The 14,143-nt window shown below is 61.1% G+C and carries 14 protein-coding genes; 12 read left to right on the top strand and 2 right to left on the bottom strand.

Annotated features, from left to right (window positions below):
• Positions 1 to 147 precede the first annotated feature (147 nt).
• The 8 genes from E308F_RS08420 to E308F_RS08385 all read left to right on the top strand — a co-directional run bounded on the left by E308F_RS08420 (position 148) and on the right by E308F_RS08385 (position 9,475).
• The gene (locus tag E308F_RS08420; protein ID WP_141264501.1) at positions 148 to 1,284 is read left to right on the top strand and encodes a type IV pilus twitching motility protein PilT; all 1,137 of its coding nucleotides are present in this window, start codon (positions 148 to 150) and stop codon (positions 1,282 to 1,284) included.
• Between the two features lie 110 nt (positions 1,285 to 1,394).
• Positions 1,395 to 1,961, top strand: coding sequence for a hypothetical protein (locus E308F_RS08415; protein WP_141264500.1), 567 nt, complete (start codon positions 1,395 to 1,397; stop codon positions 1,959 to 1,961).
• Between the two features lie 429 nt (positions 1,962 to 2,390).
• Entirely contained in the window at positions 2,391 to 2,909 is a 519-nt protein-coding gene (locus tag E308F_RS08410; RefSeq protein ID WP_141264499.1) for a prepilin-type N-terminal cleavage/methylation domain-containing protein, read from the top strand.
• 100 nt (positions 2,910 to 3,009) lie between these two features.
• Positions 3,010 to 3,363 (top strand): type II secretion system protein, encoded by a 354-nt coding sequence (locus E308F_RS16170; RefSeq protein WP_141264498.1) that lies wholly within the window; start codon positions 3,010 to 3,012, stop codon positions 3,361 to 3,363.
• 57 nt (positions 3,364 to 3,420) lie between these two features.
• Complete coding sequence (locus tag E308F_RS08400; protein ID WP_141264497.1) at positions 3,421 to 4,629, top strand: Ig-like domain-containing protein; 1,209 nt, start codon at positions 3,421 to 3,423, stop codon at positions 4,627 to 4,629.
• Positions 4,630 to 4,893: 264 nt separating this feature from the next.
• The gene (locus E308F_RS08395) at positions 4,894 to 6,528 is read left to right on the top strand and encodes a GspE/PulE family protein (RefSeq protein ID WP_141264496.1); all 1,635 of its coding nucleotides are present in this window, start codon (positions 4,894 to 4,896) and stop codon (positions 6,526 to 6,528) included.
• 43 nt (positions 6,529 to 6,571) lie between these two features.
• Positions 6,572 to 7,789 (top strand): type II secretion system F family protein, encoded by a 1,218-nt coding sequence (locus E308F_RS08390; RefSeq protein ID WP_141264495.1) that lies wholly within the window; start codon positions 6,572 to 6,574, stop codon positions 7,787 to 7,789.
• 111 nt (positions 7,790 to 7,900) lie between these two features.
• The gene (locus E308F_RS08385) at positions 7,901 to 9,475 is read left to right on the top strand and encodes a hypothetical protein (protein ID WP_216364493.1); all 1,575 of its coding nucleotides are present in this window, start codon (positions 7,901 to 7,903) and stop codon (positions 9,473 to 9,475) included.
• 212 nt (positions 9,476 to 9,687) lie between these two features.
• Here the strand turns inward: E308F_RS08385 and E308F_RS15815 are convergent, their stop codons facing one another.
• Entirely contained in the window at positions 9,688 to 10,158 is a 471-nt protein-coding gene (locus tag E308F_RS15815; RefSeq protein WP_172613645.1) for a hypothetical protein, read from the bottom strand.
• A 75-nt stretch (positions 10,159 to 10,233) separates the two neighbouring features.
• Here E308F_RS15815 and E308F_RS08380 point away from each other — a divergent pair, with 75 nt between their 5' ends.
• Genes E308F_RS08380 through E308F_RS08365 form a run of 4 tightly spaced genes read left to right on the top strand, consistent with a single transcriptional unit; the run spans position 10,234 to position 13,455 of the window.
• On the top strand, positions 10,234 to 10,662 hold the full coding sequence (locus tag E308F_RS08380; RefSeq protein WP_277997573.1) for a lytic transglycosylase domain-containing protein: 429 nt from the start codon (positions 10,234 to 10,236) through the stop codon (positions 10,660 to 10,662).
• On the top strand, positions 10,652 to 11,779 hold the full coding sequence (locus tag E308F_RS08375; RefSeq protein ID WP_253256505.1) for a type IV pilus twitching motility protein PilT: 1,128 nt from the start codon (positions 10,652 to 10,654) through the stop codon (positions 11,777 to 11,779). The genes E308F_RS08380 and E308F_RS08375 overlap by 11 nt, the downstream gene beginning before the upstream one ends.
• 51 nt (positions 11,780 to 11,830) lie before the next feature.
• A complete protein-coding gene (locus E308F_RS16660; RefSeq protein ID WP_141264492.1) occupies positions 11,831 to 12,580 on the top strand; it encodes a prepilin peptidase in 750 nt (249 codons plus the stop codon).
• On the top strand, positions 12,538 to 13,455 hold the full coding sequence (locus E308F_RS08365; RefSeq protein WP_172613647.1) for a hypothetical protein: 918 nt from the start codon (positions 12,538 to 12,540) through the stop codon (positions 13,453 to 13,455). Before E308F_RS16660 ends, E308F_RS08365 begins: the two co-directional genes overlap by 43 nt.
• 86 nt (positions 13,456 to 13,541) lie before the next feature.
• Here E308F_RS08365 and E308F_RS08360 read toward each other — a convergent pair whose 3' ends face one another.
• A complete protein-coding gene (locus tag E308F_RS08360; RefSeq protein ID WP_141264490.1) occupies positions 13,542 to 13,973 on the bottom strand; it encodes a hypothetical protein in 432 nt (143 codons plus the stop codon).
• Positions 13,974 to 14,143 lie beyond the last annotated feature (170 nt).

Genomic DNA, 14,143 nt, shown 5'->3' with positions numbered 1-14,143 from the left:
AGTTGACAGGTTCATAGATTAGGTTAACCTGTTGTGCTTCCAGCCCGTTCTTTTGAAAACCCAATTTCAGGGGGTGCGAATTGCGTCGTGAACTCATCTAACCTTAACAACCAAACTCTTGACCCCGCCGCCAGCGGATGCCAACCTGTGGAAGCATTGCTACGGTTCGCCGCTGGGATCGGCGCCACGTCCATTCATATCACGGTCGGCGCCCCACCGCTCTTAAGGGTGGACGGTGATCTGTGCCCAATCAGAGATCTCGCCGTCCCGGGAGACGACAGAGGACAACAGGCCGCCGACTTCATTGCTACCAATTCGTTTTGGGAAATGGTCGTAACCCCAGCTATAGCGAGGCGGGTGGCTGCCGAGCTTTTCGCCCGACCGGAGCTCCGCGAGCGGTTCGAACAGACGGGAACCGTTCGCTTCGTTAAATCGCTGCCGGGGATGACAAGGTTCCTCGTAAGCGTCTTCCGGCAGCGGGGCAACCCGGCCGTGGTGTGCCGTGCCCTGGGCCGGAGCGTGCCTTCGTTGGAAGACGTGTTCCGCCATCTGCCGGAAGTGAAGGAAGCGGTGGAGCGGATGCTCGCGACCGGGGAAGGGCTGATCCTGGTGGGCGGTCCGACCGGAAGCGGCAAGGCGGCCACTTTAGCCGCCATGGTCGATTTTATCAACCGCACATCGCCGCGGCACGTGATTACAGTTGAGAATCCTATCCGCTATTTGCACCGCCATGCCCGCGGCGTCGTCAACCAGCGCGAGGTCGGTGAGGACGTGGATAACTTCGAAAACGGCGTAAAGTCCGCCTTGTACAGCGACGCGGACGTTATAGTCGCCGGGGACGTGCCGGACGCCGGGACGGCCGACGCGGTGGTAGTAGCCGCCGAGACAGGCAGGCTGACGGTGTGTGCCGTGCGGGCGGCCTCGGCCGAAGAAACGGTGGCGCGAGTGGCCAGGCTGATCCCGGCACAGGAGAGCGGCGGTCCTGTGTGCCGCCTCGCAGCGGTATTACACGGGGTGGTCGTTCAAAAAGCCATCTGCGGCGCCGACGGCGGTCGGGTAGTGGCCGCTGGCGTTTTGCCCGCCGTGCCGCCGCTGAAAGACGTGCTCCTGGCCGGTGATGTCACCAGGATGGCCGCTATTTTGCATTCCGGCTCGGTTGACGGTGCTTTCCCCCTGGAACGGGCGCTCGCGAAGCTGGCGGCAACCGATATAATCGACCGTGCTAAAGCGGAATGTCGTGCTGGGGACGCAGATCTATTCTGGCGGTTTTTAAAGCTCTATTAAGAGTTAAATTAAGAGTTAATTTGATCTGAAATTCTTCTACCCCCTGAACTAGGCGGGTCTTCCCGCAGCGGATCTATAAAAAAATCAAAAAGAAAGGCGGGTACAAGCGAGTGAAGGAAGAGTGCATCTTCGCCTCGCTCCTGCGGCTGCCGGGCGTTTCTCGGGTAAACGCCGTGCGGTCTCAGGGGAGCGTCAAGCATTTCAACGTGACCTACGTTTTCCCGGCCAGGTGGCTCGACGACGGGAGGCTGGCCGCTTTGCTACGGGCATGGCCGTTCTGCAACGTGGCGGCAGGCCCGGACGGCGGTCCGGCCAGCGTCGAATTTCTGGTGCGGCCGAACGAGGCGGACACCTTTATGGCCAGGGTGGGCGGCACGCTGGCCGGGCTGCTGGCTGAGGGCGGCTACAGCGGCGACACGCCGGACGACGCGACGTTCATCTTGGAATTCGACGCGACCGTACCCCCGGAATGCCGTGACGAGATGCAGGCGGCACTCCGTGCGTCCGACAGAATCGAGTGGTCCGGGCGGTCGGCTGCGGTGACGCTCGCCGGGTGCCGGGACGCAGCGGCCGCAGGGAAGCGGCTCGTGGCGGTGGCCGAAAAGCACGGCTTGAAGGTCCGCTTCGCCGTCCGCCGGGCCGAGCTACGGGACGGCTCTGCGGCGGCCGATCGATGAAGCGGCGGAAGTATAGCCTTTGAGAAGGAAATTAATGGGATAAATAAAACTATTGACATCCTTGCTAATATCTCCTAAAATCAAACTTGAGTTGAGTGTATTGTAAAAGAAATATCCTTTGTGGGGGCGGGAAAACCGCACCGATTTCCTCCAGCGGCATCGGCGCCGGAGGACGGTGCGGTTTTTATTTTGCGCCGGCGAATATACCCGGAGGGCGGCCCCGGCGCCGGGCGTCGCGGGAGGTTAAACGACTAAAACGGGAAAGGAGGCCTGAATTAGCGGTCGGGGGTCACGCCGGAAAAAGACATAGCAAGTAGCACTTAAAGTTTTAACGTGATGCGGGAGCGGGGCTATGCGCCCCGGCAAAAATGCCCCGGTATTTGGAGGGGCAGGGATTGAAATAAGACTAAGAAGACGAGGAGGAATTCCATGTTCAAGCTTTTTAACAAGATGCGCAAGAAGGGCAAAGGGTTTACCCTGGTAGAGCTTCTGGTGGTAGTCGCCATCATCGCCATCCTTGCCGCGGTGCTCATGCCCAAGCTCCTCGGCTACACCGAGAGGGCACGTCAAGCCCGGGCTCTGGCCGACCTCGGCTCCATGAAGACCATCGTCGAAGTGTACGCCGCGGATCAGGGCAACGGCTTGTACCCTGACAACAGTAGCGTCGCCACCGTGATGCAGAACAACGGCATCGCCTGGACGGGTGACGACAAGGGTATCAAGGATCCCTGGGGCAACCCCTACTACTATGACCGGACCATTGATACCACCACCAACGTCACCCGCTACATCATCGTGTCGCCCGGCCTCGATGGTAATATCGGCACTGCGGACGACGTAGTGACCACCGATAACCTGCAACCCAGCATCGGGGCTGCCGACACCACGGCGTTCCCGGATCTGACCGCCACCCCGCCCACGGCCGCCGTTTCCTACGCGGCCCAGTAATCGCTGGGGGTTGAAGGCGTGACCCCGCATTATTAAAAGGCCAGGGCTAAACCCTGGCCTTTTAAATAAATTAATCTGCCGAACGTGGAGGGAGAATGCAATGTTAAAAAAACGCCGCGCATTTCGCGGCTTCACCATGACCGAATTGCTGGTCGTCGTGGCTATAATCGCCGTTCTGGCTGTGGTCCTCTTGCCTCGCTTCATGAGCTACACCGAGCGGGCGCGCCAGGCGAGGGCCGCCCAAGACATCAGCACCATGTCTACAATAGTGCAGGCCTATGTGGCCGACGAAGGGCAGGGGCATTACCCGACCAACAGCAACGACACGGCCGTCCCGAATTCCATCGCGGCGGTGATGCAGAGGCACGGCGTCAAATGGACGGGCGATTCCAGCGGTATCGTCGACCCGTGGGGGCGGCCATACTATTACGCTCAAGTGGTGACGTCCCCATAAAGCCCGTGTGAGGACTTTTTTGTTTGGAAGGTTCACAGATAGGAGGCGAAATGCATCATGTTTCACAAACGGTATCTTAAAACGGTCGCTTATTTCGTTCTTTTGTTTCTGCTCCTCGCCGCTCTCCCCGGCAGTTCGGCCAGGGCTTCCGTTCCGCAGGCCGTGGGTTTCATCCTTCTCTCCGCCGGTAGGGACGGGGTAATCGGGACGGACGACGACATCTACGTCACGGGAAATAGAGAAGTGGTGAAGGGAAAGGTTGACCTCGCCGCTTTAGGGCTTACCCAAGGTGATTTGATACCTTCCAGCGGTGAAGCACCCGCACAGGGAGATACCGCTTTTGTTCCTGCTTCCATAGTCCTTATGTCTGATAAAGCTAGTGCCCCGGCGGACGGTGCGACGGCGGTCACTTTAACCGCAACAGTTGAAGACAGCAGCGGGCAAGCGGTGAGCGGTGTAACGGTGCGTTTTGAAACGACCCTGGGGGTGATAAACCCGCAGGAAGCGACAACGGATCAAAACGGCACAGCTAAAACCGTGCTGTCTTCTTCAACTGCGGGAACAGCAAAGGTCAGAGCAAGTGTCGGTAATTTGTCAGCTGAATGCGATGTGGTATTTTTGGCAAGTAACATAAGCGAAGTCGAACCAAATGATAGTATGAACCAAGCCCAAGAGATTACCATAGGGCAGACTGTCGAAGGGTATATAGGATATACTGACCCATCATCAGGGTATAGAGATAGCTACGACTGGTATAAGATAACCATTCCGGTTGACGGTAGGTTGGAGATAAACTACAATAGCGATAGTGCTTATGCAGAACTGTCTTTATATAACAGTAACGGCAATTACATTACAAGCTCGGGAGTCTCCAAATCCGCACCTATCATGTCTGACCTAGCGGCAGGCACATACTATATACAAGTCTACTATAACAGTGGTAACCCGGCGGGATATACGCTAACAACAGGGTTAACACCATCTCATCAGGTTTCGGTTTATTTGGGATGTTATGAACTTAGGCTGGAAGGAAATAACGTATTGCCAGCGACTAAATATCTTAGGATTTATCAGGATGGCGTTCGTAAGTATCAGCTAGCTTTTACAAGTGGCACTATAGTAACTGCATATACTTTGCGCGATGCAAATGGAAAGCTTTGCATTGACTATAGTTATGATTCTTATTTATATTCCAATGGGGTTTATACTTACTGGAAAAGTATTACTAATAGTTTTAGCACTAACTTTAATGTGCCCTGCAACTAATAGTTGCGGCTAAATGTAATGTGATATTTTCTGGAAGCAATATAAGCGAAAATGAACCGAATAATACTATGGAATAGGCACAGGCGCCTATTTATACAAATCTGCTGTTGCAATGGTGGTAACCCTGGAGGATATACATTGACAACAGGGTTAAAGCCACAATAATAAAATAACACTACACAGATTTACAGACCAAATCAAGCAGGCAGTTTTTCTGCCTGCTTTTTTTAAGCAACCCAAAACCACACAAGGGGCGAAACTTTTATGCACGACGGCGTTATCGACCTCCTCCTGTCCAAAAACCTCATAACCCCCGACGACATCCGCGAGGCCGAATCCGCCCGGCGCAATGCTAAGATAAGCCTGCTTGACGCTCTCATCTCGCTGAAAAAGATCTCGCCCGAAGAGGCGGCGGACGCGGTGGCTGAATATTACGGCCTCGAAAGGGCGGCCCGCCTGGGGGAGACGCGGCCCGCGCAGGTTTTGCCAGCTGAACTGGCCAGGAAGCACAGGGTGTTCCCGGTGAAGGTCGAGGGGGACAACCTCTACGTCGCCACCGACGACCCCACAGACGTCGGGACCACGGACGCGCTGCGGGTCGCTACGGGCATGAACGTCGTACCGGTGGTGTGTACGGCGAGGGAGCTCGACCGGGCTATCCAGAAATGGTACGGCGGCCAGGAGAACGTGGCCGCCGAGGAAGAAGACGTGAACCCGGACGAGTTCGCCGCCGAGATCCGCGATTCGCCGGCCGTCAGGCTGGTGCGCGAAATAATCGAGGGGGCGTTATCCGAGGGGGCCAGCGACGTCCACATCGAGCCGCGGCGGGGAAAATTCGTCGTGCGGCTGCGGGTCAACGGTGTATTGGTCAAAAAAGCCGAATACCCGAAGCAATTGCACCAATCCGTCATCTCGCGGATCAAGGTCATGTCCGGCCTCAACATAGCGGAGCGGCGCTTGCCCCAGGATGGGCGGGCACGGATCGTCGAGCCGCGGGACGCCGACCTGCGCGTGTCCATCCTGCCCACCGTCCACGGCGAGAAAGCGGTTCTCAGGATTTTCGACCGCTCGCAAGCTGCGCCGCGGCTGGAAGCCCTGGGCTACGAAGGCGATGCCCTCGCGAAGCTTCGGGAAGCGTACAAAGCACCCTATGGCATGATCCTCGTCACCGGCCCCACCGGCTCCGGCAAGACCACCAGCCTTTACGCCGCCCTGAACGAGCTTATTTCGGACAGGGTCAACATCGTCACGGTCGAAGACCCGCCCGAATACGAATTGCCGGGCGTCAACCACGTGGCGGTCAACGCCAGGGCCGGCCTCGATTTCGCCGCGGCGCTGCGTTCCATCCTGCGACAGGACCCGGACGTGATCCTGGTGGGCGAGATCCGCGACAGCGAGACGGCCCGAGTGGCCGTCCAGGCGGCCCTCACCGGCCACCTGGTCCTCTCGACCCTGCACACGAACGACGCCGCCTCGGCCCCGGTGCGGCTCGTAGATATGGGCGTGGAGCCATACCTGGTGGCGTCGTCGCTCCTCTGCGTGGTCGCCCAGCGGCTCGTCCGGACCGTGTGCCCCCGCTGCCGCGAGGAATACTCCTTGCCCCCGGACAGCCCGGCCGGCGCGTTCATGGAAGGCTTCGGGCAGACGGCGTGGCGGGGCATCGGGTGCCCCCGGTGCGGTTATACGGGCTACGTGGGGCGGACGGCCGTGGCGGAAGTCATGCGGGTCACGCGAACCATCCGCGAGCTCATCCGCCGCAACGCCGCCGCGGACGAGATAAGGGACGCCGCCATGAGGGAAGGCATGACGCCGCTGGCCGAGACGGCGCGGGCCAAAGTGGCGTCCGGGGTGACGACGGTGGAGGATGCGATGAAAGTGGTATATTCGGGATGGGATTGATAGTCTTTGCGGTATTTTTTTTTGATACTGGGGGTAATTTTTAATGGTCTTCCTCGTAGAAGCCTACGTCAACAACCGCCGCCAGACGTTCACCATTGAGGCCGAAAACGCCAAAGAGGTGCCGGAGCTTTTGTTCGAGCGGACGGGGGCGGGCCGGACCACTATTTTAAGCGTGACCCCGGTCCGGGCGGCCAGGCACGCCGCCGCGGCTCGGCTCCGCCGCGGCCGGGTAGGGCCGAAGGAATTGGAGCTTTTCTGCCGCCAATTGCAGGCTATGCTTTCGGCGGGCATGACGCTCTTAGAATCCCTCAAGACGCTCGAAGAGCAGACGGCCAGCCGGAAGCTGAAGCACGCCCTTAACGACATCGCCGCCAACGTCCGGTCGGGCTTTTCTTTCGCGTCTTCGTTGAAGGGCCACCCGGACATCTTCAACCCCCTGTTCTGCAGCATGGTCGAGACGGCCGAAGAGAGCGGCCGGCTGGAAGAAACCCTGCTGCGGCTGGCCGACGTTCTGAGGCGCGACCAGGAATTTAAAGGCAAATTGAAGCAAGCCATGGCGTACCCGCTGGTCGTGCTCTCCCTGGCCGCGGCCGTCGTCACCGGGCTTTTTACTTTCGTGGTACCCAAGTTCACCACTCTCCTGGCGGCGAACGACGTCCCGCTACCCCTGTTGACCCGGTTTATGATGGCCGTCGCCGGTCATTTTGTGTGGATAGCTGCAGGTGCGGCCGCCATCGCCGCCGGCGCCGCAGCGGCGTGGCGCTCGGTGCGGAAGAACGAAAACGTTTCCGCCCGGGTGGAAGCCCTGTTGCTCCGCGTGCCGGTGTTCGGCAGGATCGTGTGCTATTTAAACCTCTCCCAGATTCTCTGGACCCTGGCGACGCTTTTGCGCACCGGCGTGAACCTTGTCCGGTCGCTGGACATCCTGGCCGGAGCCACCTCTTACGCTTCGCTCAAGCGGGAAATCGCCCTGGCCAGGCTCGCGGTCGAGAAGGGCGATACCTTATCGGCGGGGTTCCAGGGCTCAATGTGGCTCCCGCCCGTGGAGCGCCAGATGATGGCCGTGGGGGAGCGGTCGGGGAACCTGGACAGGATGGTCGAGCACGCCGCGGGGCTTCTGGAAAAAGAGGCGGAGATGATTCTCGGACGAATACCGTCCCTCATGGAAGCGGGCATAACCATCGCCGTCGGTGTCGGGGTGCTGGTCGTCATGCTCTCGCTTTTCCTGCCGATTGTTTCGATGTACCAGACGGTGAAATGATTTTTTTGAAAAGGGGTGCAGTCGTAAATGGCCTTATTCCGAAAAAAACGGGCCGCGGACGCCCGGAGCAGGACCGCGGTAGGCGTCCATTTCGGCGCGGTCGGGGCCTACGTGACGGCCATCAAAGGCGAAAGCTTCAACCAGAAGCTGGTGGAGCCGGGGGCGGTCGGGCCCGCCGTCCGCTGGGCGCACAGCGTGACCACCGGCCTCGGCGGGCCGGAAATCCTCTTCAAAAACGCCGTCCTCCCCAGTGACATAACGCCCGAAAAGATCGGGGAAGCGATCCAATGGCAGTTTTACGACGTGGAAGCCTCCGAATACGAATTCGTTTATAAAAACACCGACTTTTCCCCCGACGGAAATATGACCGTCGTCTGCGCGGCCGTCCCGAAAAAGATGATTGAAGCCTTCTGCACGGAAAACAGCGGCGTCTACACGTGCCTCGACGTCCGGCCCTTCGCCCTCTGGCGGGGATTCCGCTTTACGCATCCGGGGGACGGGCCGACGGTCCTGGCGGCGCGGTGGCCCGAAGGGATCACCGTGGTGGGCGGCCGGTCGGCGGTCGAGTTCGTCCGGGAGATGCCCGCCTCGGCCGCCCTGGATTCCGAGCGGATGCGGACCGTCGACTATTTTCGCCGGGCCTTCGACGCGCCGGACGCGGCGGTGGTCGATCTGGAGGGAGAGGAATTGGCCTACGCCGTCTCGGCGGGCTACGCCCTGGCGCCTTTCGACCCGGAGCAAATTAACCTCTTGCCGGAGCGGCACCGCCGGGTGAGGGCGACGGAATTCAAGAAGCCGCGGCTGCCGGATCTGGTCGCAGCCGGTCTCATCGTGATGGCCGTTATCGCCGCGGCGCCCTACATGGCGGCGCGCTACTACGACGTGCAGGCGAAAGAATACCGCGCGGCCGCCGCCCGGAACGCCCCGGCCGTGCAGGAAGCGGCGTCCCTGCGCGGCGAGATCAGCAAATACCAGGAATGGATCGACGTGGTGAGCAAGCATAAGATTACGCCTTACACGGCCATGGTCAGCGACGTGCGTTACGCCGTGCCGCCGGGCGTCATGCTGGACGATCTGGAGATCGGGGACGGCACGGTGGCCGCGGCTGGCCCAACCACCCCACCCGCCGGTAGCAAGGCAGCGGCCGTCCAGCCCGCACCGCCCGCGGGCGGCGCGGCCGCGGGGACGTCCGGGCAGGCTGCCGGGCAGCCTGTTGCCGGGACGCCCTTGAGGGCAGGGCAGCCGATCCCGACGGATCAGAAGAGCGTGGCACCAGCGCAACCAGCCGCAGGGAACGGCGCGGCCGCGGCTAACGCAGCCAGGACGACCGCGACGCCCGCAGCGGCCCAACCCGCCGCCCCGATGGGGGGAATGAATGCCGGACAGCCGGTGGGGAGCGGCAGCGAACCGGCAGGCAAGACTGGTACGGGTAGTGGTCAGGCAGCAAGGGGTAATAACGCTCCGTCTACGGCGGGGAAGAGCACGCTCGCCCAGAACGTAAAGGCTCTTTATATGCCCGCGGTAATGCGGTTGAGCGGGAAGGCGGAGGATTTGAGGTTGATAGGGATTCTAGAGGACAACCTGTCGCAACTACCCTATGTTGAGAGCGTGAAGGTCGAAGATGCGTCGTATAATGGGGTATTTTACTCTTTCAGGATTTCGGCGAAGCTGAAAGCGAATAGGTAGAAATTTGAGGCCGGGCGACCTTATCGATTTGGTCCGCCCAGCTTTTTTTTGGCAAATAAATACGGAAAGGGTGGTTTTATTTGCGGTTCCACAGGATTGCTGCCGCGGCACTCCTCGCCACAGCGGTCGGACAAACGGCAATCGCCGTAACCGCAGCAGGGACAGGTATGAAGATGCCCCCGGCGGTCGGGCACATCCCGGGCGTACCGCCGTTACCCCCACCGCCAGCCGCGGCGGCACCCGCAAAATCGACGCCCGTGTTCCCGGCGAGCGGCGGGAGCGTGGCCGCCGATTACGGCTTCAGCGGCGGCGTCTACCATGACTACGCTGAGATCGCGGTCGCGCCGGGCACGCCCGTGTCGAGCATCCTGGACGGTGTGGTGGCCGCCGTTGCGGAAGACAGCGTGACCGTGGCGAGCGGCGGCAAGGTGGAGATAACGTATTCCGGCATATCGCCCCTGGCCGCGGCCGGCGACCGCTTGCGGGCTGGGACGCCTGTCGGGATGGCGACGGCAGGCACGGTGCGGGTGCGGGGGATGCGGGGCGGTTTGCCTTTCGACGTTGTGGCGGCGTATTTCCCGGAAAAGTCGCCGTTCACCGCAGATGCGGCCCGCGTGGAGGCCGAAAGGAAAGCTTTCGCCACTAGACTCAAAGAGGCAGAAGCGGCTAGGCAGGGCCGCCAAGAACGCCCGGGCGTTCCTGAATCATCGCCGCTGAGAGGAAGCAATATGACGACGGCCGCGCACTCGTCCGCCAGCATGGACACTCTGTTTGAAAAGGCAGGGAAGAGATACGGTGTCGATCCGGACTTTCTCCGTGCCGTGGCGTGGGTTGAAAGCGGTTTCAACGCGAAAGCCGTGTCGCCGAAGGGGGCCATTGGAATTATGCAGCTGATGGCGGAAACGGCGAAATCTCACGGCGTCTCCGACCCCTTCGACCCGGCCCAGAACATCGACGGCGGCGCGCGGTACCTGCGGGAATTGCTCGACGCTTACGGTGGAGACGTCGAATTGGCCTTGGTAGCTTATAACGCCGGGCCCGGAGTGGTGGAGCGGTATAATGGAGTGCCGCCTTATCCTGAGACTCAAAACTACGTCGCCGCGGTCAAGCGGGCATACCATGTCTTCAAAGAAGCGGAAGCCGTTCCGGGCGGCCGGGGGACGGGGGGCGGCACCGGTGAACACTAAAGTTGTCGACGCCTTGCTCGCTTTCGCCGTCGAACGCAGCGCGTCCGACGTGCATATCGTCCACGGTGCCCCTCCGGCATACCGCGTGGACGGGGAGATCTACAGGCTGGACGAGCTGCCCGGGGGCGACAGGCTGGCTGTAGATCACCCCGGCCTGGACGGGCCGCTGGACACCGGGGACGTCGAGGCGGTGGCGCGGGCGATGCTGGCGGCCGTCGGCGTAAGCTATGACGAATTCCTAATGCGGAAGAACGCTGACTTCGCCTACCATATCGAATCCGGCGACCGCTTCCGCGTGAACGCCTATTTCAACAACGGCGCCCCGGCACTAGCGTGCCGCGTCTTGCCCGCCAGGATACCGTCGATGCAAGAGCTCTTCGGCATGCTACCGGGCGTCGTCGCGACTATTGAAAGATTCGCCAAGCTGCCTTACGGCATGGTCCTCGTCACCGGACCGACCGGCTCGGGCAAATCGACGACCCTGGCCTCTATGGTCGACTTTATCAACCGGCACTACCGCAAGCACATCGTGACCCTGGAGGACCCTATTGAATATACCTACCCCCACGGCAAGAGCATAGTCAACCAGCGGGAATTGGGCCGCGACGTCATATCGTTCGCGGACGGCTTGCGGGCGGCCCTGCGTGAAGACCCGGACGTAATACTGGTGGGCGAGATGCGCGACCTGGAGACCGTGGAGATAGCTCTCCACGCCGCCAAGACCGGCCACCTGGTGCTGTCGACCCTGCACACCGGGTCGGCCGCGGAGACGGTGGAGCGCGTCGTGAGCATGTTCCCGCCCGGCCAGCAAGCCATGGCCAGGCTCGACCTGGCCGACGCCCTCCAGGGCGTCATCTCCCAGCAATTGGTGCGCAAAAAGGCTGGCGGGCGCGTGCCGGCCATGGAGATCCTGGTCGTCACCCCGGCCGTGCGGAACCTCATCCGCGAGGGCAAGCCGCACCAGATACCCACAGCGATCCAGACTGGGCGCGACGAGGGGATGGTGTTGATGGACAAATCTCTCTCGGAGCTCATCCGGCGCGGGATGGTAAGCGAGGAAGACGCCAGGGAAAAAGTGGTGGATAAAAGACGGTTGGCGGAGTATACCAAAATCTGACGGTTCTCCAACCTCGAGGTTAAAAAAATACCAGGAAAGGGATGCTCAGTCATGCCGAATTTCGTTTTGACAACGGCCTTTTTGGCCGGAACAATCATCGGCAGTTTCTTAAACGTCGTCGCCCTGCGCTCGCTTTCCGGCGAATCCGTCCTCTGGCCGCCGTCCCGTTGCCCGGCGTGCGGGCACAGGTTGGCCGCGTTAGACCTGGTCCCCATTTTCAGCTACATCGCATTGCGGGGGCGGTGCAGCTATTGCCGGGGCCGCATCTCCCCGCAGTACCCCACCGTCGAGGCAGCGACGGGTGCGGTCTTCGCCGCCCTCTTCGCCCGCTACGGGCTGACGCTTGACTTCTTCCGGCTCGCGGTCTTCGCGGCGGCCCTGATAGTCGTGACGGTCACCGACCTCAAAGAGATGACCGTTCCCTACGCGCCCCTCGCCGGCGCGGCCGTTGCCGGGGTGGCCTTAAAGCTGGCCGACGGGCGCGGCGGCGAAATCCCCGGCGACATGGCCGCGGCTGCCGCCGTCTTCGCCGTTATGGCCTTTTTATCCTGGCGCGGCCTCATGGGCGGGGGCGACGCGCCCGTCGGGGCGTTGATCGCCCTGGCGTTGGGACCGGAGCAAACGCTCGCGGCCGTTTTTATCGCGGTGGTCATGGGCGGCCTCTACGGCGTTGCCCTTTTAGTCAAAGATAGTCAAAACATGAAAAAAGCAGTTCCCTTCGTGCCCTTCTTAGCCGCCGGGAGCGTCGCCGCGGCGGTGTGGCCGGGCATAGCGGGGCGGCTGTTCTGGTGGTGGGTTTAAACATGCGAAGGTTATCCTTACATTTACCGGATCTGCGGAAGCCAGCGGCCCGCGCAGCGGCTGTTTTGATCATAGGCGCGGCGGCGGCCGGGGCGACATTCGTCCAGGGGATGCACCGCCTGGACGCCGCCCGCGCGGCGTGCAACCAGGCGAAAGCGGTGATGGAGCAGAACGTGGCCGCGGCGGCTTCTCTGGCATCGCTCCGGTCGCAATTGGCCGCCGCACGGCAGCGATGGGATGAAGTAAAGACAAGCTACGCCGCGTCCGTCGACGGCGGCGCGTTTTTCGACCTCGTAGGCCGCCTCACCGCCGAGAACGGGGTGAAAGACATAAGCCTCACCAACGCCGGGGAAGACAACGGCTTCTACCGCGGCCACCTCCACGCCCGGTACTACGCTTTAAAGATCAAAGGGCCTTTCCCGGCCGTTTACAACGTGTTGAACGGCATAGAGACTTCTGGCACGCCAGCGGAGATAAAACCCGTGACCATTAAAGCGGCGGGCGACGTGGTGGACCTCGAGGCGACGGTTGTACTTTATTCGCTTAATCCCCCCGAATGGCAAAACCGGGTTGCTGGCGGCTCCGGTAGCTACGACCCCTTCTTCGACCCGGCCATGCTCGGGGCGGAAGAGGCGCAGCAGCAGCGACAACAGCAACGACAGGCCGGCCAGGGCCAGACTCCGGGCCAGGGTACGCTACCGCCGCAGGGCCAGCCTGTAGCGGCCGGCGGGACGGGCCAGACGCCGCTGGCAGGCGGGCAGGGGCAACCGTTGCTACCGGGCGGTTCTGGTCAGATACCGCGGCAGCCTTCTCCTCAGGACCAGCCGGGCGCGTTTCAGGGCGGCGGCGTAACGGCCGGGACGCCCGCAAGCTGAGGCTGGCGCGACCGGGTCACGAAAAGCCCCGGCACCCTCTTAAACGAGGAGCCGGGGCTTTCTCTACGTTGCTTTAAATAATTATGTTATTGCTGGACGGAAGGCGTCGGCGGCGCCGGACGAACCTTCCCCGAATAGCCGCCGAATTTGCCAATGCGGTTCAAATCCATCTGCTCCAGTCGGGAAAGGATTTTATTTTCGGCATCCTGGGTCATCTGGCTCTGGGCCACTTTCTGGTCCAGGGTTTGCTTTTCCTGGGCCACCAGCTTCTCTTTGAGCTGGTCGAGCGTCATGCCCTTTTCCTGCGCTATGTCCGCAAGGGTCTTGCCGCTCTTGAGTTCGTTAGCGAGGTCTGCCGGGCTCATGCCCAGGACGGAAGCGATTGACGCCGGGCCGCCGAAAGGCATCCTGCCGCCGGGTTTCCCGCCGAAGCGCGGTCCCAGGAAAAGGCCGGGGCCGTTCCAGTTACCATCCTCGATGTTCTTCTTGATTTGGTCCGCCCTTTCCTGGCTGATCACGCCCTGGGATACAGCCTGGTCTACGGTTTCAAGGGCCGACTGTGTGAACTACCCCTCCCTAACCCCTCCGGGTTAGGGAGGGGCTTCGGTAGGGTTTCCTGCTTCATCGTAACCCCAACGGGTCAGCTCCACAGGCGTAACGTCCCGTGGTTCCCACGGTAGGGAAGCAT

Source organism: Moorella sp. E308F, from assembly GCF_006538365.1.
Taxonomy (GTDB): domain Bacteria; phylum Bacillota; class DSM-521; order Neomoorellales; family Neomoorellaceae; genus Neomoorella.
Note: the sequence above shows the minus strand (reverse complement) of the source record. Positions and strands in the feature narration are given on the sequence as shown.

Excerpts from the sequence above, each read along its gene's own strand:
- E308F_RS08390 (WP_141264495.1), top strand. The coding sequence starts at position 6,572 with ATGGTCTTCCTCGTAGAAGCCTACGTCAACAACCGCCGCCAGACGTTC.
- E308F_RS08410 (WP_141264499.1), top strand. The coding sequence starts at position 2,391 with ATGTTCAAGCTTTTTAACAAGATGCGCAAGAAGGGCAAAGGGTTTACC.
- E308F_RS08400 (WP_141264497.1), top strand. The coding sequence starts at position 3,421 with ATGTTTCACAAACGGTATCTTAAAACGGTCGCTTATTTCGTTCTTTTG.
- E308F_RS16660 (WP_141264492.1), top strand. The coding sequence starts at position 11,831 with ATGCCGAATTTCGTTTTGACAACGGCCTTTTTGGCCGGAACAATCATC.
- E308F_RS16170 (WP_141264498.1), top strand. The coding sequence starts at position 3,010 with ATGTTAAAAAAACGCCGCGCATTTCGCGGCTTCACCATGACCGAATTG.
- E308F_RS08395 (WP_141264496.1), top strand. The coding sequence starts at position 4,894 with ATGCACGACGGCGTTATCGACCTCCTCCTGTCCAAAAACCTCATAACC.
- E308F_RS08380 (WP_277997573.1), top strand. The coding sequence starts at position 10,234 with ATGGACACTCTGTTTGAAAAGGCAGGGAAGAGATACGGTGTCGATCCG.